The 26,903-nt window shown below is 72.1% G+C and carries 25 protein-coding genes and 2 tRNA genes; 9 read left to right on the top strand and 18 right to left on the bottom strand.

All coding sequences use genetic code 11. The features are described from left to right. Positions 1-54 precede the first annotated feature (54 nt). Positions 55-276, bottom strand: coding sequence for a hypothetical protein (locus tag C1708_RS11130; RefSeq protein WP_106416246.1), 222 nt, complete (start codon positions 274-276; stop codon positions 55-57). 93 nt (positions 277-369) lie between these two features. Between C1708_RS11130 and C1708_RS11135 the strand changes: the two genes are divergently transcribed. Beyond that, on the top strand, positions 370-1,332 hold the full coding sequence (locus tag C1708_RS11135; RefSeq protein ID WP_106412523.1) for a GlxA family transcriptional regulator: 963 nt from the start codon (positions 370-372) through the stop codon (positions 1,330-1,332). Between the two features lie 19 nt (positions 1,333-1,351). On the opposite strand, the gene C1708_RS11140 is transcribed toward C1708_RS11135, so the two are convergent. From C1708_RS11140 to C1708_RS11185, 10 genes are all read right to left on the bottom strand, one after another. Then, positions 1,352-2,719 carry a bifunctional albaflavenone monooxygenase/terpene synthase gene (locus C1708_RS11140; protein WP_106412524.1) on the bottom strand — a complete coding sequence of 456 codons (1,368 nt, stop codon included), beginning with the start codon at positions 2,717-2,719 and terminating at the stop codon, positions 1,352-1,354. Beyond that, the gene (cyc1, locus tag C1708_RS11145) at positions 2,716-3,801 is read right to left on the bottom strand and encodes an epi-isozizaene synthase (RefSeq protein ID WP_106416247.1); all 1,086 of its coding nucleotides are present in this window, start codon (positions 3,799-3,801) and stop codon (positions 2,716-2,718) included. The genes C1708_RS11140 and cyc1 overlap by 4 nt, the downstream gene beginning before the upstream one ends. A gap of 239 nt (positions 3,802-4,040) precedes the next feature. Then, positions 4,041-4,691, bottom strand: a complete 651-nt coding sequence (def, locus tag C1708_RS11150; protein WP_106412525.1) for a peptide deformylase — start codon at positions 4,689-4,691, stop codon at positions 4,041-4,043. 78 nt (positions 4,692-4,769) lie between these two features. Then, positions 4,770-5,750, bottom strand: a complete 981-nt coding sequence (locus C1708_RS11155; protein ID WP_106416248.1) for a tetratricopeptide repeat protein — start codon at positions 5,748-5,750, stop codon at positions 4,770-4,772. Between the two features lie 156 nt (positions 5,751-5,906). Then, positions 5,907-7,142 (bottom strand): HD-GYP domain-containing protein, encoded by a 1,236-nt coding sequence (locus tag C1708_RS11160; protein ID WP_241911221.1) that lies wholly within the window; start codon positions 7,140-7,142, stop codon positions 5,907-5,909. Between the two features lie 8 nt (positions 7,143-7,150). Continuing rightward, on the bottom strand, positions 7,151-8,530 hold the full coding sequence (locus C1708_RS11165; RefSeq protein ID WP_106412527.1) for an HD-GYP domain-containing protein: 1,380 nt from the start codon (positions 8,528-8,530) through the stop codon (positions 7,151-7,153). A gap of 143 nt (positions 8,531-8,673) precedes the next feature. Continuing rightward, on the bottom strand, positions 8,674-8,976 hold the full coding sequence (rsrA, locus tag C1708_RS11170; protein ID WP_106412528.1) for a mycothiol system anti-sigma-R factor: 303 nt from the start codon (positions 8,974-8,976) through the stop codon (positions 8,674-8,676). Next, positions 8,973-9,659, bottom strand: coding sequence for an RNA polymerase sigma factor SigR (gene sigR, locus C1708_RS11175; RefSeq protein ID WP_198602713.1), 687 nt, complete (start codon positions 9,657-9,659; stop codon positions 8,973-8,975). The genes rsrA and sigR overlap by 4 nt, the downstream gene beginning before the upstream one ends. A gap of 259 nt (positions 9,660-9,918) precedes the next feature. Continuing rightward, positions 9,919-10,569, bottom strand: coding sequence for an alpha/beta hydrolase family protein (locus tag C1708_RS11180; RefSeq protein WP_106412530.1), 651 nt, complete (start codon positions 10,567-10,569; stop codon positions 9,919-9,921). 1 nt (position 10,570) lies between these two features. Continuing rightward, on the bottom strand, positions 10,571-11,386 hold the full coding sequence (locus C1708_RS11185; RefSeq protein WP_106412531.1) for an SOS response-associated peptidase: 816 nt from the start codon (positions 11,384-11,386) through the stop codon (positions 10,571-10,573). Between the two features lie 60 nt (positions 11,387-11,446). Between C1708_RS11185 and C1708_RS11190 the strand changes: the two genes are divergently transcribed. The 4 genes from C1708_RS11190 (at position 11,447) to C1708_RS11205 (ending at position 15,224) form a co-directional block, all read left to right on the top strand. Further along, the gene (locus tag C1708_RS11190) at positions 11,447-12,169 is read left to right on the top strand and encodes a M50 family metallopeptidase (RefSeq protein WP_106416249.1); all 723 of its coding nucleotides are present in this window, start codon (positions 11,447-11,449) and stop codon (positions 12,167-12,169) included. A 285-nt stretch (positions 12,170-12,454) separates the two neighbouring features. Then, complete coding sequence (gene aroA / locus C1708_RS11195) at positions 12,455-13,771, top strand: 3-phosphoshikimate 1-carboxyvinyltransferase (protein ID WP_106412532.1); 1,317 nt, start codon at positions 12,455-12,457, stop codon at positions 13,769-13,771. A 9-nt stretch (positions 13,772-13,780) separates the two neighbouring features. Continuing rightward, positions 13,781-14,791: a ribosome small subunit-dependent GTPase A gene (gene rsgA / locus C1708_RS11200; protein WP_106412533.1), complete on the top strand. Its 1,011-nt coding sequence runs from the start codon at positions 13,781-13,783 to the stop codon at positions 14,789-14,791. Positions 14,792-14,900: 109 nt separating this feature from the next. After that, the gene (locus C1708_RS11205; protein WP_106412534.1) at positions 14,901-15,224 is read left to right on the top strand and encodes a DMT family transporter; all 324 of its coding nucleotides are present in this window, start codon (positions 14,901-14,903) and stop codon (positions 15,222-15,224) included. Between the two features lie 27 nt (positions 15,225-15,251). On the opposite strand, the gene C1708_RS11210 is transcribed toward C1708_RS11205, so the two are convergent. Next, a complete protein-coding gene (locus C1708_RS11210; protein WP_106412535.1) occupies positions 15,252-15,863 on the bottom strand; it encodes a TetR/AcrR family transcriptional regulator in 612 nt (203 codons plus the stop codon). Positions 15,864-15,987: 124 nt separating this feature from the next. Here C1708_RS11210 and hisN point away from each other — a divergent pair, with 124 nt between their 5' ends. After that, positions 15,988-16,791, top strand: a complete 804-nt coding sequence (hisN, locus tag C1708_RS11215) for a histidinol-phosphatase (protein WP_106412536.1) — start codon at positions 15,988-15,990, stop codon at positions 16,789-16,791. 171 nt (positions 16,792-16,962) lie between these two features. Next, positions 16,963-17,364 (top strand): CBS domain-containing protein, encoded by a 402-nt coding sequence (locus C1708_RS11220; protein WP_106412537.1) that lies wholly within the window; start codon positions 16,963-16,965, stop codon positions 17,362-17,364. A gap of 71 nt (positions 17,365-17,435) precedes the next feature. Here C1708_RS11220 and C1708_RS11225 read toward each other — a convergent pair whose 3' ends face one another. Further along, a complete protein-coding gene (locus C1708_RS11225) occupies positions 17,436-18,887 on the bottom strand; it encodes a catalase (protein ID WP_106412538.1) in 1,452 nt (483 codons plus the stop codon). Positions 18,888-19,034: 147 nt separating this feature from the next. On the opposite strand from C1708_RS11225, the gene C1708_RS11230 reads away from it, so the two are divergent. Continuing rightward, complete coding sequence (locus tag C1708_RS11230) at positions 19,035-19,451, top strand: Fur family transcriptional regulator (RefSeq protein WP_106412539.1); 417 nt, start codon at positions 19,035-19,037, stop codon at positions 19,449-19,451. A gap of 138 nt (positions 19,452-19,589) precedes the next feature. On the opposite strand, the gene C1708_RS11235 is transcribed toward C1708_RS11230, so the two are convergent. The 4 genes from C1708_RS11235 to C1708_RS11250 form a co-directional block, all read right to left on the bottom strand. Continuing rightward, positions 19,590-19,663, bottom strand: a tRNA-Met gene (locus tag C1708_RS11235). A gap of 268 nt (positions 19,664-19,931) precedes the next feature. After that, entirely contained in the window at positions 19,932-21,749 is a 1,818-nt protein-coding gene (locus C1708_RS11240; protein WP_198602463.1) for a tetratricopeptide repeat protein, read from the bottom strand. 222 nt (positions 21,750-21,971) lie between these two features. Then, positions 21,972-22,045 (bottom strand) — tRNA-Met (locus C1708_RS11245). A 56-nt stretch (positions 22,046-22,101) separates the two neighbouring features. Beyond that, entirely contained in the window at positions 22,102-25,056 is a 2,955-nt protein-coding gene (locus tag C1708_RS11250; protein WP_403473430.1) for a UPF0182 family membrane protein, read from the bottom strand. 163 nt (positions 25,057-25,219) lie between these two features. On the opposite strand from C1708_RS11250, the gene C1708_RS11255 reads away from it, so the two are divergent. Next, a complete protein-coding gene (locus C1708_RS11255) occupies positions 25,220-25,762 on the top strand; it encodes a PPA1309 family protein (RefSeq protein ID WP_106412542.1) in 543 nt (180 codons plus the stop codon). 9 nt (positions 25,763-25,771) lie between these two features. Here C1708_RS11255 and C1708_RS11260 read toward each other — a convergent pair whose 3' ends face one another. Beyond that, positions 25,772-26,866, bottom strand: a complete 1,095-nt coding sequence (locus C1708_RS11260) for a YlbL family protein (RefSeq protein WP_106412543.1) — start codon at positions 26,864-26,866, stop codon at positions 25,772-25,774. Positions 26,867-26,903 lie beyond the last annotated feature (37 nt).

A 26,903-nucleotide genomic window follows, 5' to 3' on the forward strand; every position in this document is an offset into this window, starting at 1 on the left:
CCTGGCACCGGGCCCGGGGATTTCCGGGGCCCGGGGACCGGGCCGGGTGTCTCCTCACGCCGCCCGAGCGGTGCGGCGGGGGGAGGTCCCGTGCGCCGGACGGGCGGCGGCCGGCGGGGCGGGGGGCTCGGCGGCCGCCGTGGCCGCGGCCCGGCGGATCTGCCGGTCCAGGCGGCGGTCGCGCAGGATGCCGATCACGGCGGGCGCGGTCATGAGGACGAACAGGCCGAGAACGGCCACCATCGAGATCAGTGCTTCCATCGGCGTCGTGTTCATGGACACCACTGTCGCGCCGGACACTCCTGACCGGGAGTGGCAGGACTGCCGTACACCCTCGATTTACTGCCAGTCGTGCGGCACGCTGGAGGCATGCTCCGGAATGTGGCGGCCGTCCTCCTCGACGGCGTGAACCCCTTCGAACTCGGCGTGGTCTGCGAGGTGTTCGGCATCGACCGCAGCGACGACGGGCTGCCGGTCTACGACTTCGCCGTCGCCTCGGCGGACGGGCCGTCGGTGCGCGCCAGTACGGGCTTCTCCCTCCAGGTCGAGCACGGTCTGGAACGCCTGGAGACGGCGGACCTGATCACCGTGCCGGCCGGTGCCTCCTACGTGACGCGGGAGTTCCCGCCCGAGCTGCTGGACGCCCTGCGCCGGGGCGTCGACCGGGGCGCGCGGGTGCTCAGCGTGTGCTCGGGGGTGTTCGTACTGGCCGCCGCCGGGCTGCTGGAGGGCCGCCGCGCCGCCGTGCACTGGAAGCACGCGGAGGAGCTGGGCCGCAGGCACCCCCATCTGACGGCGGAGCCCGACGTGCTCTACGTCGACGAGGACCCGGTGTTCACCTCGGCGGGCACCGCCGCGGGCATCGACGCCTGCCTGCACCTGGTGCGCAAGGAGCAGGGGCCCGAGGTGGCCAACCGGATCGCCCGGCGGATGGTGGTGCCCCCGCACCGCGACGGCGGGCAGGCCCAGTACATCGAGCGCCCGCTGCCGCAGTCCGGGGGCGACTCCGTCGCCGAGGTGCTGGTGTGGATGGAGCGGCACCTCGACGAGGAGGTCACCGTCGAGCAGCTCGCCGCCCGCGCCCACATGTCCCCGCGCACCTTCGCCCGCCGCTTCCAGCAGGAGACCGGCACCACGCCCTACCGCTGGATCCTGGGCCAGCGGGTGCTGCTGGCCCAGCACCTGCTGGAGCGGACGGACGAGACGGTGGACGCGATCGCCGGCCGTACCGGCTTCGGCAACGCGGCCGCCCTGCGCCACCACTTCGTGCGCGTGGTGGGAACCACACCGCAGTCCTACCGGCGCGCGTTCAGGGGCCCGGAGGCCGCCTGAACGCGCGCCGCACGGCCGGTCAGCGGGGCAGTACCCGCAGCATCAGCCGGCGGGGCCGGAGCGTGATGCCGATGCGCGGCCGGGCGTCGGAGCCGGCGGCGTGCTCGAAGCGGCACGCGTCGGCGACCACGGCGGTGATGAGCGTGAGCTCCGCCATGGAGAAGTGGTCGCTGGGGCACTTGCGGTTGCCCACGCTGAACGGGCTCATCGCGTACTTGGGCACGTCCTTGGACCGCTCCGGGAGCCAGCGGTCCGGGTCGAAGTCCTCGTTCCGCTCGTACGACCGCCGGTCGCGCTGGATCGCGTACGGGCTGTAGATCAGGTCCGCGCCCTTCGGAATGCGGTAACCGCCGAGTTCCGTGTCGGCGACCGCACGGCGGGTCAATATCCATACGGCCGGATACAGCCGCAGGGTCTCCGTGACGACATTCGCGGTGTACGTCAGCTTCCGCACGTCCTCGAATGCGACCGGCCGGTCGCCGACGACGGATTTCACCTCGTCGCGGATCTTGTCGCCGAGTTCCGGGTGCTCGGTGAGAACCAGGAGCAGCGACATGATCGTGGACCCGACGGTTTCGGCGCCGGCGGTCAGGATGGCGAGAACCTGATCGTGGATCTCCTGTTCCCCGATGGGGTCGCCATTGTCGTCCTCCGCCTCCAGCAAAGCCGTCAGCAAATCGTTCGGTTTTTGACTGCTCGCCCGCCGGTCGGCGATGATCTCGTCGACCAGGACGTGCAGATCGGCCAGCGCGCGGTTGAATTCCCGATTGGCCGGGAGCGGAACCTTGTAGAGCGGTCCGAGCGGCACCACCATGCGCTGGTACATTCCGGCGAACAGGGTGGTGAGGTCGGCGCATATGCGCTCGGCGCGGGCGTCCATGTAGCTGCCGCGCATGAGGCAGCGGGCGGCGATCCGCACGGCCACGCGGAAGGACTCCGCCGTGGTGTCCAGCGCCCCGCCCGCGGTCCGCCAGCGCTCCACCAGCGCGTGGGCCTCCCCGGCCATGATCGGGCCGTAGGCGGGGATCGCGTCGAGCCGGAACGCCGGCTGGATGGTGCGCCGCTGGCGGCGGTGCAGCTTGCCGTTGGCGGTGGCCACGCCCTCCTTGCCGAGCAGGCTCTCCAGCGACTCCCACAGGGGTCCGGCGATGATGTAGTCCGGGCTGAGCGCCACCGCGCCGGTGAGGGCGGGGGTGGTGACGGCGTAGACGGTCTTGGGTCCCAGTTTGAGGCGCACCACGTCGCCGTGGTCGCGGAGCTGGCACAGGAAGGCCAGGGGGTCGCGCACCAGGCGCCAGCCGTGGCCGAGGAGCGGGACGGCGCCGCCCGCCACGGGCGGCTCGGCCGGTGCGGTGGCGCCCCTCGGGCGTACCGACTCGACGGTCATTTCTCACCTTCCGTTGCGCTGCTGACGTACGGGGGCGTGGACCGGTCGTCCCAGCTGTCGACCCGGTACCGGCCGGACTCGTGGTGGAACCAGTAGACGGAACTGAACCAGTTCCGCATGTTGCCGACGCAGGCGCGCACGGCAGCGCTCGTCTCCTTTCCGCCCACCGTCCCGTCGTCGATCCGGTCGGCGAACCGTAATGCCTCCTGTTCCGCGTCCAGGAATTCGCTGATGCATTCCTCCACGCGGCGCCGTACCTCGGCGATCGCCTCTTCGAGGGTCATTCCCTCGTGGGTGACGAGACTGATGCCGAGATTGTGCACCTCGTTTCCGGCGACTTCCTTCGGCAGCGAGCAGAGGTCGTTGTACCAGGCGGCGAATTCCTGGCTGAGCAGCGCCGCTTTCCGGTACGCCGGGTTCTTCCGCACCTCGTCCGGGAGTTCGAGACCCGCGCTCGGTTCCAGAAGGTCGGTCCAGATCCAGTGCGCGAAGGTGAGGCGGCGCAGTTCCAGATATTCCTCGACGGTCGGGACGATGCCCTCGGTGCGGTTGTGGAACTCCCGGTCGTACGCGTCGATCACGGTGTGGAAGTGGCGCGCGAAGCGGGCGTTCCAGCCGCCCGGCAGGAAGGCGTAGAGCCGCTGCACGCTGTCGGCGAGGCCCGCGACCACGGGGTCCTGGTGACCGAGGTGGTCGCCGGGGCGGTCGAGAGCGCTGTGCAGCAGGTCCTTCAGCCGGCGCCAGGCGGCGGGACGGCCGTGCACGATGTCGCGGTCGTGCCGGTCGTCCCAGACGAAGAACCAGGCGCTGTAGTCCGCTATCGCCTGGAGGACCTCGTCGGGAGCGCCGATGTAGTAGCCCGCCATGAGGTCCGTGTAGCACAGGCCGTCGGCATGCTCCTCCACCTTCTCCGGTGCCATGAGCCGCTTTTCGAGCAGCCATGCCCGGGTCTCCCTCTGGAGCTTCGGCCAATACGGGTGGAGTCGCCGGGGAAACGCCGTTTCGATCACCGGGAGAGACAGCGCCGGTGGAACCGCGATGGTGGTCGGTGTCGATGTGGTGCCGTGTGACAAAGCATGCACGAACAATCCCCTCTCAGCCGCCAGTTGAGCGCCCGCCCCTGAGCCGGGCGTACGCCGTGCGTATCCCCGCACCTCCATTCAGCACCACAAGCGACCGTTCTGGGAACGGATTTGCTTCTTTCACTGCCTTCGAGCACGCACAGACGCGCACAGCGGGACGCGCACAGCGGAACGGCGCCCGTCCGGGAGGTGCCGGACCGGGCGCCGTGCGCGCGGGAGGAAGGGAGCCGTGACGGCGGTCAGTCGTTGGCGACCACGGGGTAGCGCGGCTCGTTCTCGGCCATCTGCTTGAGCGCGGCCTTGCGCTCCCGCTTCGACAGCCGGTCGATGTAGAGGTAGCCGTACAGGTGGTCCGTCTCGTGCTGGAGGCAGCGCGCGAAGTAGCCCGTACCGCGTACCCGGATCGGGTTGCCCTTCTCGTCCTGGCCGGTCACCTCGGCGTAGTCGGGGCGGGCCAGCGGCGCGTACGCGGTGGGCACCGACAGGCAGCCCTCGTTGCTGTCGTCCAGCCGGCGCCGCTCGGCGGGCAGTTCGACGAGCTTGGGGTTGCAGACCACGCCGACGTGACGCACGCCCTCGTCGTCCGGGCAGTCGTAGACGAAGACCTTCAGGTCGACACCGATCTGGTTGGCGGCCAGGCCCACGCCCTCGGCGGTGCGCTGGCTGGCGAACATGTCGGCGACCAGCTGCTGGAACTCCTCGCCGAAGTCCGTGACGTCCTTGCACTCCTTGTGCAGCACCGGGTTGCCGACCACGGTGATCGGACGCGACGTGCCGCGCTCCCGCCAGGCCGCCTCGCGCTCCTCGCAGTCCTCCGTGTCGATGACGTACCCCTCGTCGTCGACGGGGAGCACGCCCGCGTGCTGCTGATCGGTGTCCTGCTGAGCCATGACCGACGTGTGCCTTCCTGGGTGGAACCGGAGTGTGCTGCTGATACAGGGTACGGCGAACGGTCCACGGCCCTGGTCCTAACAGACCTCTTCCAGATCACGCCAGTCCCGGGAGTCCGGGCTGTCCGCGACCCACCCGTCCAGCAGCCCCCGCACCAACGAAGCCGGCGCAGCGAGACCGCACTCGCGCTCCGGCACCCACAACTGTCCGTCGGTACGGTGCCCGAGCGGCCCGGGGTGTCCCGGCTCGCTGTGGTCGTGCGGGTCGAGGTGCTCCCCGTCGCCCTCGTCGGACGGCATCCGCGACTCCGAGCACATGCGGCACAGCAGCCGCACCGACGACGACCAGTCCTCGGCCGCGAACCCGGCGTCGGAGGCGAGCTGTTCCAGCGCGTCCCGGTCGGCCTCGGACGCTGCCTCCAGCAGCACCACCCAGGTCGGCACCGGCGAGGGCGCCCACAACTCGATCTCGTCGAACACCGGGTAGGTGTGCCCGGCGGCGGTGCTCCGCTCGCCGTGCGGCACCCCGTCGTGCAGCACGACCTCGCCCCAGCGCCGCCCGGAGGACGGCAGGGGGATGGACAGCACCTCGATGCGGGCGGGGTCGAGCCGCCGCCCCCACACCACTTCGGCCTCCCCCTCCGGGGACAGCCGTACGGCCGCGCTGCCCAGGTCCATGCCGAGGGGCTCGCCGGAGTCGGTCGCGGGGCCGGGCACCTTCAGCCCGTACGCCTGCCAGGCGCGGCGGGCCAGCGGCCAGTCCTGGAGGGCGGTGGCGGCGATGCCCACGTTCCACCAGTCCGGCGCCCCGGTGTCGCGGTCGAGCAGCGCGACGGCACGCAGTCCCGCCGCGCGCGCCTGCTCCCAGTCGTGCCGGAACTTGTGCAGCAGCGCGAGGTTGAACCAGGACTCCGACAGCCAGGGCTCCAGATCGGCGGCGCGTGTCAGCAGCGCGCCCGCGTCCTCGTACCGGCCGTCGCCGATGAGCGTGAACGCGCGGTCCGTGGCCTGCCGCCAGGAGGCGGAGGGCCGGTGACGTCCCTTGCCGAAGATCCTCACGATTCCCGCCTGCCCGTTCCGTTCGGTGGGCCGGCCGCAGCGGTCGGCACCCCCGGACACCCTCTCCTTCGCATCCAACCACGTACGGCCGCGAGGGCGCTCATTACCCATGGGTTACCCGGCACGGGCGGGGACCAGACCGCCTGCTGCGGCTTCTCACCACGACCGGTCCACCTGCTCACGCGTCCCCTCCGCGTCCCGGGACAGCACCCTGGCCAGGGCCTCGACGACCTCCGGCGCGTACTCCCCGGCGGTCCCGAGCCGCAGTTCCTCCAGCGCGGTCAGCGGCCCTGTGGGCCCTCCTTCCCGGGACTTCTCGTCGTACGCGTTCACCACCCGGACGATCCGGGCGGCCGGCGGCTGCTCGGTGTACGGGTCGGCCTGGCGTTCGACGATCCCGGCGACCCGGGGGTCCACCCCGGTCTGCCGCACCACCGCGCCGCCGAGGAGCGCGATCCGCCGCTGCTCGTCGGGCGGCAGCCCCGCCGTGGCGCCCGCGGGCACCGGGTCGACGAGGCTGAGCTGTCCGATGTCGTGCATCAGCGCCGCGTACTCCAGCACGGTCAGCTCCGGCTCGGTCAGACCGAGGTCACGGCCCACCGCCTGGCTGAGCGCGGCGACCCGGCGCGAGTGCCCGGGCGGGGTGCACCCGGCGATCTCGGTGGCCCGCGCGAGGGACGCGATGGTCTGCCGGTAGGTGGCGCGCACCGCCGTGTACCGCCGGTGGGAGAGCTGCGCGAGCAGCAGCGGCACGGAGAACACCGGCAGCGCCCACAGGCCCACGACCGCCACGCCCAGCGCCATCACGGCGCCGGTGGCGACGACGGCGGCCCCGATGCCGGGCACGGCCCGCAGCTCGTCGCGCAGCAGCGGCGGGAAGGGCCAGCCGGTGCGGGAGCGGGCCAGCGCGGCGGCGAGCACGGCGTCGCACAACGCGGTCAGGGTCAGCAGCACGAGCAGCAGCAGCGCGTGTCCCGGCCCGCCGAGGTCGTCGAACGTGCCCCGGGCGTGCAGCGGGTGGAAGCACACGGCGACGAAGCCGACGGTCAGCACCCGGCGGGTCACCGGGTCGAGGGCGGGACCGTCGCCGCGTCCGACGTGCGGGACGCTGCCGAGCAGCGACGCGGCGAGCACCACGGTGACGACCTGGGCGGCGCCGTGGTGGGCGGGCCGTCCCGCGACCTCGCCGAGCAGCGCGTACGCCAGGGAGCCGGCCGCGGCGAGCGGCGCGGCCTCGCGGATCCCCCGGCCGCCCCTCCGGGTGAGTTCGCCGACCGCGACGAGCGTGCCGAAGGCCAGCGCGGTGGAGCGGTCCTCGACGCCGTGGTACAGCGTCGCGCCCAGCGCCCCGGCCGCGAGGACGGCGGCGCACAGATGCACGACGGTGTGCAACCGGGGCCTCACCGGCGCGCCCCGGGACGGCCGGTGACGGGCGCGGCGGGACCGGGGGCGGCTGCCTGCCGGGGCTCGTCGGCGGTCACCGCCGGGTGCCAGCCGGTGCGGCCGATCGCACGGACCAGCGCCTTCACCATCCGCGGGTCGAAGTGCGTTCCCGCGCACCGCTGGAGCTCCTCCAGCGCCACGGGCACCGGGCGCGCCCTGCTGTAGCTGCGGGTGGAGGTCATCGCGTCGAAGGCGTCGGCGACCGCGACCACCCGCGCGGACTCCGGGATCTGGCCGCCCGTCAGTCCGTACGGGTAACCGGTGCCGTCGATCCGCTCGTGGTGGTGCAGCACGGCCGCGCGGGCCTCGCCGAGGAAGGAGATGCCGCGCACCATCTCGTGCCCGTACTCGGGGTGCAGTTCGATGACCCGGCGCTCCTCGGGGGTGAGCGGGCCGTTCTTGGTGAGCAGCCGGGTGGGCACCCCGAGCTTGCCGACGTCGTGCAGGATGCCCGCGAACCGCAGCGTCTCGACCCGCTCGTCGTCCATGCCGAGTTCGCGCGCGATGAGCATGGAGGCGCGGCCGACGCGCTCGCTGTGCCCGCGCGTGTAGCCGTCCTTGATGTCGACGGCCTGCACCAGCGCGCGGATCGTGGCCTGGTGGGCGGCGCGCTCCCGGTGGTACTGGGCGAACGCCCACCAGGAGACGCCCATCGGCAGCAGCACCAGCAGCGCCGCCACCTGACCGTACGGGCTGCGCCACAGCAGGGCCATCATCAGTCCGGCGAGGCCGTGCACGGTGAGCGGCGCCAGGGAGCCGAGGAACAGCCGCCACCAGACGGCCGCGGGACGGCTGCGCGGGAGGCCGCCGGGCGCGGGCGCCGGGACGCCGCCGTCGAGCAGGGTGAGGACGAGGCAGAACGCGAGCACCGCGGCGCCCGCCGTGGCGAGGGCGCCGGGCATGTCGCACCGCGCCACCGCGTCCCGGCCCCCGGTCCTCAGGTGGACCAGGCTCGCGGTCCACACGGCGACGACGAGCCGGCCGGTGCGCCACAGCCGGCGGGCGAGGCGGGGGCGGTGCTCGACGGGGAGCAGCAGCGCCCCGGGCAGCGCGACGAGGGCGGCGGCGGCGGGCGGCAGCAGGAAGGCCCCGGCGAGCAGCACCGGGTGGAAGGCGCCGCCGGGGTGCGGACCGGCGACGAGGCGGGACCGGGCGAGCCGCTCGCATCCCGCGTACAGGGCGGCGAGCAGGACGACCGGCCACCAGGGGAAGCGCGGGTCCGGCAGGGACGGCAGCACCCCCGGCCGGGACACGCCCGGCAGGGGGAGCAGACAGAGCAGGGCGAGCAGGGTGATGCCGACGAGATACACCCGGGCCCGCGCCGGTAACGCCTCCATGAGCCCCTCCCCCGACCGTGCCGCGCGCGTCCTTCACGTCGCCCGCCGGCTTCTGGAGCCTAGGACGGGCCGGGGCGCCGCCGCGGGGGGACCGCCTGCGGATTAGCACCATCGGGTGACGCGGCCCTGGGGGAGGGAAGGGGTCAGGACTCCTGCGGAGCGGCCGTGACCTCCTGCTCGGGCACGTCCTGGCCGGAGCGGATCAGCTCGATCCGGCCCATGACCTTCGACCGCAGGTCGCCCGGCACGTCGTCCTGCCCGCAGCACCGCTTGACGAGCTTCTTGACCGCCTGTTCCAGCCCGTACTTCTCCAGGCAGGGCGAGCACTCCTCGAAGTGGTGCTCGAACTTCCGGCAGTCGGCATCCGGCATCTCACGGTCGAGGAATTCGTAGAGATGATCGAGGATTTCGCTGCAATCCGTCTCGTGCGGCTCTCCGCAGCTCATGACCCCGAGCCTTTCGCTTCGTTCGACTCTCCGGCACCGGCCGGGACCAGTCCGCGCTCACGCGCGTAGTCCTCGAGCATGCCGCGCAGCTGACGACGTCCCCGGTGAAGACGGGACATCACCGTACCGATGGGTGTCCCCATGATGTCGGCGATCTCCTTGTAGGCAAAGCCCTCCACATCGGCGAGATACACCGCGATGCGGAACTCCTCCGGGATCGCCTGCAGGGCTTCCTTCACGTCCGAGTCCGGCAGGTGGTCCAGCGCCTGCGACTCGGCGGAGCGCAGACCCGTGGACATGTGGGACTCGGCGCGCGCGAGCTGCCAGTCCTCGATCTCCTCGGCACCGCTGCGCTGGGGTTCGCGCTGCTTCTTGCGGTACGAGTTGATGAAGGTGTTGGTGAGGATCCGGTAGAGCCATGCCTTGAGGTTGGTGCCCTCACGGAACTGGTGGAAGGACCCGTACGCCTTGGCGTACGTCTCCTGCACCAGGTCCTCGGCGTCGGCCGGGTTGCGCGTCATGCGCAGGGCGGCCGAGTACATCTGGTCGAGGAATTCGAGCGCGTCCCGTTCGAAGCGCGCGCTGCGCTCCGCGGCCGATTCCGCGCCCGTGCCGCCCCGGCCCTGGGGCTGCTCCGCCTGGCCGTGTTCGGTCCCTGCGTCGGTACCGGGAACCGGACCCACCTCCTCAAGTGTCGTCGTGAGACCGAGACCGGCCTCACCCGAATCGGAGGATAGACGACGATCCGGTCCGCCCGCCGCCCGGATCGGGACGGTCCTGGCCGCGTGCAGCACCGTCCAGTCGAGGTCGGCGCGGGCACTGCGGCTCGGGCAGAACGTGGAACCCATGCGGTGGACTTCCTCTCCTACGACGGCGGTGCCGTGCGACCGGCACGTACGCACCCCACAACAGTGGGGACGGTCCACGCATTCCCGGCACTGCTCAGCCGAGGGCCGCGGTCCACCGCACGACCGCGTCCGTGATCACCCGCAACGCCTCCTCCTGGGTGAGGTCCGCCCGCCCGGGCACCGCGAAGCCGTGGTCGGCCCGCGCCACCTCGACCAGTTCGTGGTCGCCTTCGGGGAACTCGGCCGGTTTCCCGAAGGGGTCGTTGCCGCCCTGGACGACGAGCGTGGGGACGCCCGCGCCCAGCAGCTCCTCCGCGCGGGACTTCTCCGGCTTGCCCGGCGGGTGCAGCGGGAAGCTCAGCGCGAGCACGGCACGGGCGCCCAGGTCCGCCGCGGTGCGGCAGGCGACGCGGGCGCCGGCGCTGCGTCCGCCGGAGATCACCGGCAGGCCCGGCTCCGCCAGCGCGGGCCAGACGCCGCGCCAGCCGGTGTCCAGGGTCTTCGGCGCCGGGGCGACCTTCCTGCCGGCCACCCGCCAGGGCTGTTCGACGAGGGCGACGGTGACACCGTGCGCGGGCAGGACGGCGGCGAGCGCCGCGAGGTCGCGGGCCTCGATGCCGCCGCCCGCGCCGTGGCCCGCCGCGAGGACGAGGCGGGCGCGGCCGGGGGCGTGGTGCCAGGTGATGCGGGCGGCGCCGGCGTCGGTGAGGACGTCCTCGGTGTGCGGGGTGGTGTCGGTGGTCACGTCAGAAGAGTGTGCCCTCTTCCGGGGCGGCCAGCTCCTCCAGCAGCTCCGGGCCGTTGTTGCGGACGTTGCTGACGGCGGTGGCGACCGGGTAGGCGCGCATCAGGCCGGGCGGCGGCGGGGCGAGCAGCGCGCGCAGCTCCTCGGGGTCGGTCCGGGACGGGTCCAGCCAGGCGTCCCAGCGGTCCGGGGTGAGCATCAGCGGCATGCGCGGGTGGATCTCGGCCAGGGAGCGCGGGCCCTCCGCCGGGGCCGCGGCCAGCGGGCTCGTCTCCGCCTCGGTGGTGATCACGGTGCAGGTCGCCCACCAGGCCTGCGGGTGGTCGTCGGGCAGCGTGCGGTCGCGCCAGAACTCGTACAGTCCGGCCATCGCGAAGACCGAGCCGTCGGCCGGGGTCACGAAGTAGGGCTGCTTGCGGGGCCGCTTCTTCTTCCCCTCGACCTCCAGCTCGCGCTCCTGCTTGCCGGTGACCCACTCGTAGTAACCGTCGGCGGGGAGGATGCAGCGGCGGGAGGCGAAGGCGCGGCGGTAGGAGGGCTTCTCGTGGACGGTCTCCGCACGGGCGTTGATCATCCGGGCGCCGCCCTCGGGGGTCTTGGACCACGAGGGCACCAGTCCCCACTTGAGGGTACGGAGCTGGCGAACCGGGCGGGGGTCGTCCGCGTCCTTCAGAGGGCGGTCGAGGACGGCGTGGACCTTCTTGGTCGGCGCCACGTTGTAATCGGGCTCCAGAGTCTCCTCGGGCTCCCACTTCTCGATCTCGAAGATCCCGGCGAGATCCTCGGGCCTGCGACTCGCTGCATACCGTCCGCACATACATGCAACACTGCCAGACTCCGCACGCGCACAGGGAGCGATCCGAAACACATGACGAGCATGGTCAGCACCGCGTCCGCCTCCCTCGCCTCCCTCTGGGACGAGGTCTCGGGCACCCAGCCCGACCCCGACCTGTGGGTGGTCGTCGCGACGCTGGTGACGGCCGCCGCCGTGGTCGTGCCGCAGGCGCCCTGGCGGGTGGCGCGCAATGCCGTCACCATCGCCCACGAGGGCGGGCACGGCCTGGTGGCGCTGCTCACCGGCCGCACGCTGACGGGGATACGCCTGCACTCGGACACCAGCGGCCTGACCGTGAGCCGGGGCAAGCCGACCGGCATCGGCATGATCCTCACGGCCGCCGCCGGTTACACCGCTCCCCCGCTGCTGGGCCTGGGCGGCGCCGCGCTGCTCGGCACCGGACGCATCACGCTGCTGCTGTGGCTGGCCACCGCGCTGCTGCTGGCGGTGCTGGTGATGATCCGCAACGCCTACGGGGCGGTGTCGGTGCTGGTCACCGGGAGCACGTTCGTGCTGGTGTCGTGGCTGACGGGCCCGCAGGTGCAGGCGGCGTTCGCGTACGCCGTGGTGTGGTTCCTGCTGCTGGGCGGGGTGCGCCCGGCGTTCGAGCTGCAGGCCAAGCGGCGCCGCGGGGGCGCCGGGGACTCGGACGCGGACCAGCTCTCCCGGCTGACGCAGGTGCCGGCGGGGCTGTGGCTGTTCCTGTTCCACGCGGTGTCGCTGTGCTCCCTGCTCGGCGGAGGGCGCTGGCTGCTGGGGCTGTGACCGGACGGGCGGCGAGGCCCCCGGCCGGGCGGGGCACCCGACCCGACCGGCGACTGGAACCCTTCGCCGGGCCGGAAGCGCACGGAAGCCCGCGATCACGCCGGGCCCCGGCCGGGCAGAGCACCCGACCGCACCGCCGGCTGGAACCCTTCGCCGGGCCGGGGCGTGCTGAAGTCCCGTGATCGCGCCGGGGCGCGTGGCCGGGCGGCGGGAGTCACCGGCCGGCGTGTTCCGCCTGGCGGGCACGGAGCGGCCTGTCCCCTCGCCTCCTTATAAAGTGGCCCCATGGCCCCGAACCCCACGCACACCGCCCTCTGGCCCGCCCCGCACGCGAGCGGAGCCGTCGACGCGACGGTCCACGTGCCCGGGTCCAAATCGGTCACCAACCGCGCCCTCGTGCTCGCCGCCCTCGCCTCCGAGCCGGGCTGGCTGCGCCGCCCGCTGCGCTCGCGCGACACGCTGCTGATGGCGGGCGCGCTGCGCGCCATGGGCGTGGAGATCGAGGAGGGGATCGGTCCCGACGGGACGGGCGAGGCCTGGCGGGTGGTGCCGGCCGGTCTGCACGGCCCGGCCACCGTGGACGTGGGCAACGCGGGCACGGTGATGCGGTTCCTGCCGCCGGTGGCCACCCTCGCGGACGGCCCCGTGCGCTTCGACGGCGACCCGCGGTCCCACGAGCGTCCCCTGAACGGCGTCATCGACGCGCTCCGTCAGCTGGGCGCCCGGATCGACGACGACGACCGGGGCGCGCTGCCGATGACGGTGCACGGCGGGGGCGCGCTGGACGGCGGCACGGTCGAGGTGGACGCGTCGTCCTCGTCGCAGTTCGTCAGCGCGCTGCTGCTGTCGGCGCCGCGGTTCAACCAGGGCGTGGAGCTGCGGCACACCGGCGCCACGCTGCCGTCGATGCCGCACATCCGGATGACCGTCGACATGCTCCGCGCGGTCGGGGCCCAGGTCGACACCCCCGAGTCGGGCGGCGAGCCGAACGTCTGGCGGGTCACCCCGGGCGCCCTGCTCGGCCGGGACTTGACGATCGAGCCCGACCTGTCCAACGCGCAGCCGTTCCTGGCGGCCGCGCTGGTCACCGGCGGCAAGGTGGTGATCCCCGACTGGCCCGCGCGGACCACCCAGCCCGGCGACCGGCTGCGGGAGATCTTCACCGAGATGGGCGGTTCCTGCGAGCTGACCGAGTACGGGCTGGTCTTCACCGGCTCCGGCGCGGTGCACGGCATCGACGTGGACCTCGGCGAGGTGGGCGAGCTGACGCCGGGCGTCGCGGCCGTCGCGGCCCTCGCGGACTCCCCGTCGACGCTGCGGGGCGTGGCGCATCTGCGGCTGCACGAGACGGACCGGTTGGCCGCGCTCACCAAGGAGATCAACGAGCTGGGCGGCGACGTCACCGAGACCGCCGACGGCCTGCACATCCGCCCGCGGCGGCTGCACGGCGGGGTCTTCCACACCTACGAGGACCACCGCATGGCCACGGCCGGTGCGATCATCGGTCTGGCGGTCGAGGGCGTGCAGATCGAGAACGTGGCGACCACGGCGAAGACCCTGCCGGACTTCCCCGAGCTGTGGACCGGGATGCTCGGGGCGTAGGGGTTCACGATGCGCCGCTACGGCAAGCACACCGACGAGGACGACATCCGCTCCCGCCCCAACCGCAGGGGCAACCGGCCGCGCACCCACATCAGGCCCAAGCACGAGGACGCCGCCGAGGGCATGGTCCTCACGGTCGACCGGGGCCGGCTGACCTGCCTCGTCGAGGACCGCGTCGTGACCGCGATGAAGGCCCGCGAGCTGGGCCGCAAGGCCGCCGTGGTGGGCGACCGGGTGGCCCTGGTGGGCGACCTGTCCGGGAGGAAGGACACCCTCGCCCGGATCGTGCGGATCGGGGAGCGCTCGTCGGTGCTGCGCCGCACCGCCGACGACGACGACCCCTATGAGCGGGTGGTCGTCGCCAACGCCGACCGGCTCGCCGTGGTCACCGCCCTCGCCGACCCCGAGCCCCGGCCGCGGCTGATCGACCGCTGCCTGGTCGCCGCCTACGACGGCGGCCTGGAACCGCTGCTGGTGCTCACCAAGTCCGATCTCGCCCCGCCCGACAAGCTGCTGGAGCTCTACGGCGACCTGGACATCCCCTACGTCGTCACCAGCCGCGCGGAGCTGGAGAGCGGCGCGGCGGTGGAGCGGGTGCGCGAGCAGCTCGACGGCCGGATCACGGCGTTCGTGGGCCACTCGGGGGTCGGCAAGACGACCCTGGTGAACGCGCTGGTCCCGGAGGAGCGGCGGCGCTCCACCGGCCACGTCAACGCGGTGACCGGGCGGGGACGCCACACCACGACGTCCGCGCTGGCGCTGCCGCTCGCGGGCGCCGGGGGCTGGGTGATCGACACGCCGGGCGTGCGGTCGTTCGGGCTGGCCCACGTCGACCCGTCGCGGGTCATCCACGCCTTCCCCGACCTGGAGCCGGGCACGGAGGGCTGTCCGCGCGCGTGCAGCCACGACGAACCGGACTGCGCGCTGGACGCCTGGGTGGCGGAGGGCCACGCGGACCCGGCGCGGCTGTACTCGCTGCGGCGGCTGCTCGCCTCGCGGGAACGCACCGACGGGGACTGATCCGCGTCGTGTTCGCCCCGACCTGCGGCCGGTAAGTGCATAATCACACCGAGTCGGACACGAACCGGACGAAGCGGTCACTGTACGCGGGGCATGCGGGAGGACACACATGGCGTGGCTGCTGGTCATCGTCGCCGGGTTGCTCGAGACCGGTTTCGCCGTGTGCCTGAAGCTGTCGCACGGGTTCACCCGGCTGTGGCCGACCATCGCCTTCTGCGCGTTCGCCCTCGGCAGCTTCGGCTTGCTGACGCTGGCGCTGAAGAAGCTGGACGTGGGGCCGGCGTACGCGGTGTGGACGGGCATCGGGGCGGCGGGGACGGCCATCTACGGGATGGTGTTCCTCGGGGACCTGGTGTCCACCCTGAAGATCGTCTCCATCACCCTGGTGATCCTCGGGGTGATCGGGCTCCAGCTCTCGGGCTCGGCCCACTGAGCCGCTCCCTTTCCGTGCGGCTGCCCGCTACGGCACCGGTTGTCGGTGCAGGGCGCCCCTGACCAGTTCGGCCACGCCGTCGCCGGGCGGGGGCGCGACCACGCAGGACAGGGCGAGGCGGATCACCAGCTCGCAGGAGCGGGCCAGGTCGGCGGTGTCGCCCCGCGCGTGCCCCGGCCCGGCGAGCACGGCGACGGCCCGGTCGCGGACCAGGTGCACGAAGTCGGCGGGCGAGGGCAGCGGCCCGTCGGCGCGGCGCTGCGCGGGCACCGGGGAGCCGGACGGGACGGCCCCGGGGGCGGGCGCGGGCAGACGCTCGCTCCAGCAGCCGGTGAGCATGGCCCGCACCAGGGCGTTCTCGCGGGCGCTCAGCGTGGTCCACTCGGCGGTCGCGGTGAGGCGGTCGCGGGGGTCGGCGTGGGCGGTGAGGGCCCGGTCGACGCCGGCCAGGTAGCCGTCGGCCTCCCGGCGGACCAGGGCACGGGCGAGACCGTCCTTGCTGCCGAACTCGTTGTAGAGCGTCTGGCGGGAGACCCCGGCCGCGGCGGCCACGTCCACCATGCGCACGGCGGACCACGGACGGCGGGCCAGGGCGGTGTAAGCGGCGTCCAGCAGGGATTCCCGCGCTGCAGGCATCATCGCCTCCCTCGGGGCGAGCGGCCGACCCTGCGGTCAGGTTTGACGGGCCTCCGGGCGCTGTCAAGGGGTCGCGGCACCGGCCCCCGGTGGCCGGGAACCGATCTCGGCCGATACCGTTCGTCGCATGCCCGACTACCTCGACGACCTGCGTCTCGCCCATGTCCTCGCGGACGCCGCCGACGCCGCGACCATGGACCGGTTCAAGGCTCTCGACCTCAAGGTGGAGACCAAACCCGACATGACGCCGGTGAGCGAGGCGGACAAGGCCGCCGAGGAGCTCATCCGCGGCCATCTCCAGCGCGCCCGCCCGCGCGACGCCGTCCTGGGCGAGGAGTACGGCGTCGAGGGCACCGGCCCGCGCCGCTGGGTGATCGACCCGATCGACGGCACCAAGAACTACGTGCGCGGCGTGCCCGTCTGGGCCACGCTGATCGCGCTCATGGAGGCCGACGCCGGGGGAGGCTTCCAGCCGGTCGTCGGCGTGGTGTCCGCCCCCGCCCTGGGCCGCCGCTGGTGGGCGGCGCGGGGCCACGGCGCCTACGCCGGGCGCAGCCTGTCCTCGGCCACCCGGCTCCAGGTCTCCCGCGTCTCGCGGATCTCCGACGCCTCCTTCGCGTACTCCTCGCTCACCGGCTGGGAGGAGCAGGGGCGGCTGGACGGCTTCCTCGACCTCACCCGCGAGGTGTGGCGCACGCGCGCGTACGGCGACTTCTGGCCGTACATGATGGTCGCCGAGGGGTCGGTCGACCTGTGCGCGGAGCCGGAGCTGTCGCTGTGGGACATGGCGGCCACGGCGATCGTGGTGACGGAGGCCGGCGGCGCCTTCACCGGGCTCGACGGCCGCCCGGGCCCGCACAGCGGCAACGCCGCCGCGTCGAACGGTCTGCTGCACGACGAACTGCTGGGGTATCTCAACCAGCGCTACTGAACCGGCCGCGGCCGGTCCTCGCGCCCCCCGCCGGCCGCGTGCGCCCCCTTGTTGACCCCCGCTTTGCCTGCCACTCTGAGAGCCTCCCCCACTTGTGAACTTGTGAAAGCGCGCACGAGCGGGCCCGCGCGCCCGTGACCTCGTGCTTTCCGGTAGGAGGTGGCTCCATCCATGCTCGTCCGTGACGCCATGAGCACCGTGGTCCTCACCATCGGCCCCGCCCACACGCTCCGCCAGGCCGCCGCCCTGATGTCCGCGCGCCGGGTGGGCGCGGCCGTGGTCCTCGACCCCGACGGCACCGGCATCGGCATCCTCACCGAACGGGACGTCCTCAACTCCGTGGGTCTCGGCCAGGACCCTGACGCGGAGCGCGCCCACGCCCACACCACCACCGACGTCGTCTTCGCCACCCCCTCCTGGACCGTCGAGGAGGCGGCGGCCGCCATGGCCCACGGGGGCTTCCGGCATCTGATCGTCCTCGACCGGGACGAGCCCGCGGGCATCGTCTCGGTCCGCGACATCATCCGCTGCTGGGCGCCCACGCGGCAGTGCGCCCCGCAGGTGCCCGCCTGACGGCACGGGAACGGGCCGGGCCCCCGTGAGGGAGTCCGGCCCGTCGATCGACAAGCGGTCCAGCGCTGGAATCAGCCGCGCAGGGCCTGCACCGCGGCCTCCAGCCGCTTGCCGAAGTCCTCGTCGGCCTGGCGGAAGTTGTTGATCGCGCGCTCGGCGATGTCGTCGCGCGTCACACCCGAGATGGCGTTCGCCAGGTTCTTGACCAGGCGCTCCTTCTCGTCCTCCGACATCAGCCGGTAGAGGTTGCCCGCCTGGACGAAGTCGTTGTCCTCGGCGTGGACGGGCGTGACCGACTCGCCGGTGACCCCGGTGACCGGGACGGGCTGCCACAGCGGGCGGTCCGTCTGGAAGGGGCCGCCGAAGCTGTTCGGCTCGTAGTTCTTCGCGCCCTTGTGGCGGCCGTCGTACAGGTAGCCGTCACGGGAGTGGGTGCGCGCCTCGGTGGCGTGCGGGCGGTTCACCGGCAGGTGGTCGGCGTTGATGCCGACGCGGTAGCGGTGGGCGTCGCCGTACGCGAAGAGACGGCCCTGGAGCATCTTGTCCGGGGAGGGACCGATGCCCGGCACGAAGTGGGCGGGACTGAAGATCGACTGCTCGACCTCGGCGAAGATGTTCTCCGGGTTGCGGTTGAGCTCCAGCTTGCCGAACTCGATCAGCGGGTAGTCCGCGTGCGGCCAGACCTTGGTCAGGTCGAACGGGTTGAAGCGGTAGGTCGGCGCCTCGGCCGCCGGCATGATCTGGACGTAGACGGTCCAGGACGGGTACTCGCCGCGCTCGATGGCCTCGCGCAGGTCGCGCTGGTGCGAGTCGGGGTCCTTGCCCGCGAGGATCTCGGCCTCTTCGGCGGTCAGGTTCTTGATGCCCTGGTCCGTCTTGAAGTGGTACTTGACCCAGAAGACCTCGCCGGCCTCGTTGTTCCACTGGTAGGTGTGGGAGCCGAAGCCGTCCATGTGGCGGTAGGACGCCGGGATGCCGCGGTCACCGAACAGCCAGGTCACCTGGTGCGTGGACTCGGGCGACAGACCCCAGAAGTCGAAGACGTTGTCCGCCTCCTGCGAACCGGTGTACGGGTCGCGCTTCTGGGTGTGGATGAAGTCGGGGAACTTGATGGCGTCCCGGATGAAGAACACCGGGGTGTTGTTGCCGACGAGGTCGTAGTTGCCCTCCTCGGTGTAGAACTTCACCGCGAAACCGCGCGGGTCGCGCACCGCGTCGGCGGCGCCCAGGTTGCCCGCGACCGTGGAGAAGCGCAGGAAGACCTCGGTCTCCTTGCCGACCTCGGACAGGAACTTCGCCCGGGTGTACTTCGTGACGTCGGCGGTCACCTTGAAGGTGCCGTACGCACCGGCGCCGCGGGCGTGCACCACGCGCTCCGGGATGCGCTCGCGGTTGAAGTGGGCCAGCTTCTCGAGCAGGAGCTGGTCCTGCACGAGGACCGGGCCGCCGACGCCCGCGGTCTCGCTGTTCTGGTTGTCGGCAACCGGGGCACCGGCCTCCGTAGTAAGCGGTCCCTGCGTCACGTGCGCCTCCTGCGTCCATTACTGACCAACTGGTCTCTTGGCCAAAGCCGAGCTCGATCCTACAATGGACAATGTCTAAGTCAAGTAAAGCTCCAAAATCGCATCCGTTCGGGGGCTCGACTCCCCCCTGCTGTTAGGCTGGTGCCTATGAGTGACCTTCTGGAACGACTTCGCGGACGCGGCTGGCGGATGACCGCGCAGCGCCGTGTGGTGGCCGAGGTCCTCGACGGCGAACACGTCCACCTGACGGCCGACGAGGTGCACGCCAGAGCTGTCGTCAAGCTGCCCGAGATCTCCCGGGCGACCGTCTACAACACCCTGGGCGAGCTGGTCTCGCTCGGTGAGGTGCTGGAGGTCGCGACGGACCAGCGGGCCAAGCGCTACGACCCGAACGCGCACCGCCCGCACCACCATCTGGTGTGCGCGCAGTGCGGGTCGATCCGCGACGTCCACCCGACCGGCAACCCGCTGGCCGACCTCCCCGACACGGAGCGGTTCGGTTTCACGGTGTCCGACGTCGAGGTGACATACCGCGGCCTGTGCCCCACCTGCGCGGCGGCGTAGCCGGCACCCAGCGCTGTCACGAAGCCCCGGCCACTTCCGAGTGACCGGGGCTCTTCGTCATGCCTGAACGCTGGACGCCTCTGCCCAGGGAACGACCGAGGGCCGGAACCCTTTCGGATTCCGGCCCTCGGCCATCAGTAGCGGGGACAGGATTTGAACCTGCGACCTCTGGGTTATGAGCCCAGCGAGCTACCGAGCTGCTCCACCCCGCGGCGATGTCCCCAACGCTACGTCAAGACGCCCGACGGAAGCAAATCCCTTCCCCCGGGCCTGCCCGAGCGGGGGGGCGTCCTCAAGGCACCGGGGCCGTTGCCACCCCTGGGGCGCGCCCCAGCGGGCGCCTGCCTCCGCCCCCTCCCCGGCTCCGCCCGAGCCCTCCCTCCGGGCTCACGTCAGCCGTCCGGCCCGGAGACACCGGGGCCCGCCTCGGCCCAGGGGTGCGTCTCAGCGGGTCCCGTCCCGGACCCCGGCCCGCCCGGGCTACGCGGAGAGCTCCTCCCGGAGGGCGTCGCGGAGGCGGGTGGCCCGCTCCTTGACCGCCTGGGGGCCCAGTTCCGCCGCGCGGTCGGCCCAGCGCTGGCCCTCCGCGAGTTCGCCCCGGCGGGCGTGGACCAGGGCGAGGCGCAGGGCCGCGCGGCCGTGGCCGGCGTCGGCGGCGTGGGTCCACCACACCACCGCCTCCGGCTCGCTGCCCTCCCGCGCCAGCAGCAGCCCCAGATTGAACGCGCCGTTGCGCGAGCCGGCCTCCGCGGCCTCCCGGTACCACCGGGCGGCCTCCACCACGTCGCCGCGGGCGGCGGCCAGCATGCCGACCCGCACCTGCGCCCGCCGGTGCCCCTGCGAGGCCGCCCGCTCGTACCACTCCTCGCACTCGCTGCGCCGGTGCACCGGCTCCCCCAGCTCGTGCGCGGGCTCCGGCGGGCGCCGGGCGTCCAGCACGGTCGCCAGCCGGTACGCCGCCTCCGCGCTGCCGCCGCCCGCCGCGCACCGCAGGAACCGCTCGGCCTCGCCCTCCTCGCCGTCCCGCAGCCGGGCCATGCCGACCTGGAGCGCCGCCTCGGTGTGCCCGGCGGCCGCCGCCCGCTCGTACCAGCGCAGCGCGGCCCGCTCCTCGCCCCGCCCGGCGTGCAGGATGCCCAGGTTGAAGGCGGCGTCCACGCTGCCCGCCTCCGCGGCCTTGGAGAACCACGGCTCCGCGCCGGTCTCGTCCCCCGCCCGCAGCAGCAGGATCGCCAGCGCGTTCGCGGCCTCGCGGTGTCCGGCGTAGGCGGCCCGGCGGTACCACTGCTCGGCCTGGGTGGTGCGCCCCTGGTCGGCGCAGAGCAGACCGAGGTTGTACGCGCCGTTGATGTCGCCGGCGTCCATGGCGGCCCGGTACCACCGCTCGGCGGTCTGCGTCTCGCCGCGCTCGGCGTGCAGGGCGCCCAGCGCGTTCGCGGCGTTGCCGTCGCCGTTCTGGGCGGCGCGCAGCCACCACACGGCGGCGTTCTCGGTGTCCCCGGCGTCGCGCAGCAGGAAGCCGAGCGCGCACGCGGCGCGCGGCTCGCCGTCCTTGGCGGAGGTCAGGTACCAGCGGCCCGCCTCCTTCAGCTCGCCGCGCTTCTCCAGGATCGTGCCCAGGTGCAGGGCGGCCCGGCGGTGTCCGCGCGCGGCGGCCTGCCGGTACCACTGCTCGGCCTCCTCGACGAGCGCCGCGCCGTCGTCGCCGGAGACCCGAGCGGCCTTGCGGTCCAGGGCGCGGGCGAGCCGGTAGGCGCCCTCGCGGTGTCCGCGTTCGGCGGCGGCCCGCATCCAGCGCTCGCTGCCCTCGGTGTCCCCCCGGTGCTCCAGGAGGTCGGCGAGGGCGTACGCGCCGAGGGTGTGGCCCTGTTCGGCGGACTGGCGCAGCCAGTACTCGGCGGCGGGTTCGTCGCCGCGCTCGCGGTGGTGGCGGCCGAGCGCGTGGGCCGCGGCCGTGGAACCGGCGACGGCCGCGATCCGCCACCATCCGGCGGCCTCGTCGGAGTAGCCCCGCTGGTGCAGCAGGACGCCCAGGTTGTTGGCGGCGGCGCGGTCGCCCGCGGCGGTGGCGGCGCGCAGATGGGGTTCGGCACCGTCGAGGTCACCACGGCGCAGCAGCATGGCGCCGAGGACGCTCATCGCCTCGACGTCACCGGCCTCGGCGGCGAGCCGCCGGCGCAGTTCCTCCGCCGCCTCGTCGGCCGCCTCCCCCGCGTCGTGGGGGGGTTCCTCCCAGGGGGAGGACTGCACAAAACGCCCTGACCCGAACAGAGTTGCCTTGTCCCCCATAACATCCATCGTCGCACCACCTGCAACCTGGGTACACCTGGTATACCGCAGTCAGTGAGGTCACTTCAGCGTTTTGTCGACATGCCCACAGAGAGACAAGTCAAACACAGACCGCCCAACTCCCGTCGGCGGCACGGCCGTCGGGAGAGCGGGCACATGCGTTCGCCCACCACAAAGGCCCGGATTCCCTGGGGAATCCGGGCCTTTGGTGTCGCTGTCGTGCGACGTCAGTAGCGGGGACAGGATTTGAACCTGCGACCTCTGGGTTATGAGCCCAGCGAGCTACCGAGCTGCTCCACCCCGCGCCGTTGTGCTGCAACCGTAGCACGGCGCGGGGTGGGCCTGTGACCAGGCCTCCTGGTCAGCTGTTCGAGCGCGGACTCGTGCTCGGGTCGGCGCTCGGACTGCTCCGCGCGCCGCCGGCCCCGCCGGACTGCGCCTCCTCGGCCCTGCGCAACGCGTCCTCGAGGTCCTCCTGCGCCCGGCCGTAGGCCTCCCAGTCGTTGTTCTTCAGGGCTTCCTGGCCGGCCTCGAAGGCCTCCTGCGCGTCGTTCAGGGCTTCCTGGGCCGTCGAGGGCCGCTCCGTGCTCGGCGGGGGCGTGGTGCCCTCGTCCTCGCCGGTGCCCTCGTCCTCGCCGGTTCCTTCGTCGGCCGGCGGTTCGACGGGGGTGCCCTCGCCGCCGAAGACCTTGTCGAGCGCCTGCTCCAACGTGTCCTCGAACGCCGTCTGGCCGCCGTAGGTCACCAGCACCTTGCGCAGCAGCGGGTACTTCAGTCCACCACCGCGTACGTAGACCGGCTCCACGTAGAGCAGTCCGCCGTCCAGCGGGACCGTCAGCAGGTTGCCGTACTCGACCTCGGAGTCGCCGCCCCGTAGCAGCCTGATCGTCTCGGCGATGTCCTGCTGGGAGTTGAACTGGCTCTGCACCTGCTTGGGTCCGGAGACCGTGGTGCTGGTCGGCAGTTTCAGGATTCTGATCTTGCCGTAGTCCTTGGTGCCCGGATCGGCGTTGACCGCCATGAACGCGCTCAGGTTGTCACGGCCGTTCGGCGTGAACGTCGTGGTGAGCGAGAACACCTGCTCCTGCTGGTCCGGCATCCGCATGCTCAGGTAGTACGGCGGGACCGTCTCGCCCGTCTTGTTCGTCGGGTCGTCCGGCACCTGCCAGACCTCGCTGCCCGAGAGGAACGTGTTGGCGTCCTTCACGTGGTAGCGGGTGAGCAGCTCGCGCTGGACCTTGAACAGGTCCTGCGGGTACCGCAGGTGGTCCATCAGATCCTCGGAGATCTCGCTCCGCGGCTCCACGGTGTCCGGGAACGCCTTCATCCACGTCTTCAGGACGGGGTCCTGGGTGTCCCACTGGTAGAGCTTGACCTCGCCGCTGTACGCGTCGACGGTCGCCTTCACCGAGTTGCGGATGTAGTTGACCTGGTTCTGCTGGGCCACCACCGCGCGCTGGTCGTTGGTGGCGGTCAGCGAGTCGGCCGTGGTGTCGCCGAGCGTCGTCCGGGACGCGTACGGGTAGCCGTTGGTCGTCGTGTAGGCGTCGACGATCCACTGGATCCGGCCCTCGACGACCGCCGGGTAGGCGTCGCCGTCGATGGTCAGCCAGGGCGCGATCGCCTCGACGCGCTCCTTGGGCGTGCGGTTGTACAGGATCCGCGAACCCTCGCCGATGGCGCCGGAGTACAGGATCTGCGGCTCGCCGAACGCGACCGCGTAGGCGGCGCGGTTCACCGGGTTGTCCAGGTTGACGCCGCTGTCGCCCTTGTAGCTGTACGTCTTCTCACCGCTGTCGTCGGAGTAGTCGATCTCCTTCTGGGGACCGCCGACGATCGAGTACGTGGTCGTCCGCTCGCCGTAGTAGACGCGCTGCTCGTACGTGCCGAGGTCGCCCTTGGACGGCAGGTCGGACTCGGTGAACGCCGGGCGGCCGCCGGCGTCGGCGCTGGTGCCCTCGGCGGCGACGACGCCGTACCCGTGGGTGTAGCGGAAGTGGTCGTTGATCCAGTTCCGCTTCGGGATGCCCGCGTAGTTCAGCTCGCGCAGGCCGATGACGGTGTCCTGCTCCTTGCCGTCCTTGGTGTACCGGTCGACGTCCAGGTTGGTCGGGAAGGCGTAGTAGTTCCTGATCTGCTGGAGCTGCTGGAACGTCGGGGAGACGACGTTCGGGTCCATGATCCGGATGCTGGCCGCGTCGGTGACGTCGTCCCGCAGCTTCGCCTGGTCCTTGGTCTGGGCGACGCCCGGGTAGTCGGTCACCTGCGAGTCGTCGATCCCGTAGGCCTGACGCGTGGCCTTGAGGTTCTTCTCGACGTACGGCGCTTCCTTGGCCTGCTCGTTCGGCTGGACCTGGAACTTCTGCACGATCGCCGGGTAGAGGCCGCCGATCAGGATCGCCGACAGCACCATGAGGCCGAAGCCGATCACCGGAAGCTGCCAGGTGCGCCGCCACAGGGTGGCGAAGAACAGCAGCGCGCAGATCACGGCGATGCAGAACAGGATCGTCTTCGCGGGCAGGTAGGCGTTCGCGTCGACGTACCGCAGACCGGTCCAGCTGTCGGTGGCCTTGAAGTCGCTGGACTTCACGGCCAGTCCGTACCGGTCGAGCCAGTACGCGACCGCCTTCAGGGCGACGAAGATGCCGAGCAGCACCGACAGGTGCCCGGTGGCGGCGGCCGTGGCGCGCGCGCCCGGGCTGGTGATGCGCAGCCCGCCGTACAGGTAGTGGGTGAGCGCGGCGGCGATCAGTCCCAGGACGGCGGCGGCGAAGCCGAAGCCCAGCAGGAACCGGTACCAGGGCAGGTCGAAGGCGTAGAAGGAGACGTCCAGGTTGAACTGGGGGTCCTTCTGGCCGAACGGCACGCCGTTGACCCACATCAGCCAGGTGCGCCACTGGCTGGACGCCGAGGCGCCCGCGATCAGGCCCACCAGCGCGGTGATGCCGAGCAGCAGCCACTTCTTGTAGGGCGCGATCCCCATCCGGTACCGGTCGAGGTTCTGCTGCTCCATCGACATGGCGCTCAGCGGCGGCCGCAGGCGGTGGGCCAGCCAGACGTTGAAGCCGACCGAGACGGCCATGAGCAGGCCGAAGACGAAGAACAGCCCGATCTTGGTCCACAGGGTCGTCGTGAACACCGACGAGTAGTTGACCGATCGGTACCACAGCCAGTCGGTCCAGAACCCCGCGAACATGGTGAACACCATGCCGAGGACGGCAAGGACGCCCAGTGTCATGAGCAGGGTCCGGACCCGTCGGGACGGCCGGCCCACTCTGATCCGTGGCCCCGTCGGGCCTCCGCCGCGGTCCGGCATCTGGAAAGCCAAGGTAGGCACCTCGAAGTTCGCTGTCGATTCGTCGAGCCCGCGTCTTCACGGACCGTCGTGGTCCCCCGTGATCGCGGTCCCACACCTATGCAACTTACTCACCCTTTACTCGGTTCCCGATTCGGGCCGGGAACGAGAGAGGATTGTGACCATGTCCAACACACCCATGGCCGCGAACCCCCTCACCCGGGCCGTGCTCGAGATCGACGAGTACGTGTCCGGACTGGGCTGGGACCAGCCCGCCCGACTGTTCGCCCTCGTAGACACTGCCCGGCTTCGGGCGGAACAGCCCTCCCTCGCGGACCGCCTCGGCCTGGACGGCGGGGAGGAGTCCGCCGCCCTCACCCCGATCGAGCAGGAGGAGATCCCCGCCGGCAAGCCGCTCGACGAGTTCCTCGGCACCATCGCCTGGCCCGACGCGGTCACCGGCTGCGCCCTCACCGTGGAGCGGCTGATGCTGCCGCCGTCCGCGGAGGCCGAGGTCCCGAAGGACCTGGACGAGGCCGCCCTCACCACGTGGGTGGCGGAGCACCCGGAGCGTCAGGAGGTCCGGATGACGGTCGCGGTGCTGCGCGACGGCTCCCGTGAGTCGGCGCTCCGGCTGCGGGAGAAGGACTCCCCGACCGAGGTGCTCACGGGCTCGGATCTGGTGCCGGGTCTGGCCCGGGCGCTGACCGCGACGTTCGAGGAGTAGCCGCTCCGGTCAGGACGCGGTGCACGTCGGCAGGCCGGCGGTGTCGCCCGCGCGGATGTCCTTCAGGGCGTCCAGGGCGTCGTCCATGGTGCCGACCTTGACCAGGGTGAGGCCGTCGGGGGCGTCCTTGGCGGCGGCGGCGCAGTTGTCGGCGGGCGTGAGGAAGTACTCGGCGCCCTTGTCGCGCGCGCCGACCGTCTTCATCTCGATGCCGCCGATCGGCCCGACCTTGCCCTCGTCGTCGATGGTGCCGGTGCCCGCGACGAACGCGCCGCCGGTCAGAGCGCCCGGGGTGAGCTTGTCGTAGATGCCGAGGGCGAACATCAGTCCGGCGCTCGGGCCGCCCACGTCGGCGAGCTTGATGTCGATGGCGAACGGGAAGGTGTGGTCGGTCCCCGCCGAGATGCCGACGACGGCCCGCTCCTCCCCGGCGTCGTCGGAGGCCCGGGTGGTGACGGTGACCTGCTCGGTCCGCACCGCCGTCCGCTTCTCCTTCTCGGCGGCCGCCTGCTCCTTGGCGGGCACGACGGTGAAGACGACGTCCTCGCCCGGCGCGTGCTCGGTCACCAGCTCGGCGACGTCGGAGGGCTCCTTCACGGCCTTGCCGTCGACGGCCTTGATCACGTCTCCGGCGTGCAGCTTGCCCTCGGCGGGCGCGTCCTTGACGACCGTGGAGACGATCACCCAGGACTTCACCGGGATGCCCAGCTCCTTCAGGGCCGCCACCTTGGCGCTCTCCTGGGACTGGCTGAACTCCTCGGCGTTCTCCTGGGTCGACTCCTCCTCCGTCTTCCCGTCCGGGTAGAGGGTGTCGTGCGGGACGACCTTGGTGTCGTGCGCGAGCCAGCCGTACACGGCCTCGACGAGGTTCATGCGGTAGTCGGCGCTGGTGACCCGCACGGTGGTCATGTTGAGGTTGCCGTCCGCCGGATAGGTCTTGCGTCCGGCGATCTGGAGCACCGGCTCGCCCTCGTGCTCACCCAGCGTGTTCACCGTCGGCCCCGGCGACATCTCCGCGTAGGGCACGGGGATGAAGACTCCCGCGCACAGGAGCGCGATCAGCATCAGGGTGGAGGCGAGCATCGTCACCGTACGGCGTGGCATGCAACGACAGTACGGGACGGACCTGTCAGCGCACCGT

Origin of the sequence: Streptomyces sp. DH-12, from assembly GCF_002899455.1 — a bacterium.
In the GTDB taxonomy this organism is placed as follows: Bacteria; Actinomycetota; Actinomycetes; order Streptomycetales; family Streptomycetaceae; genus Streptomyces.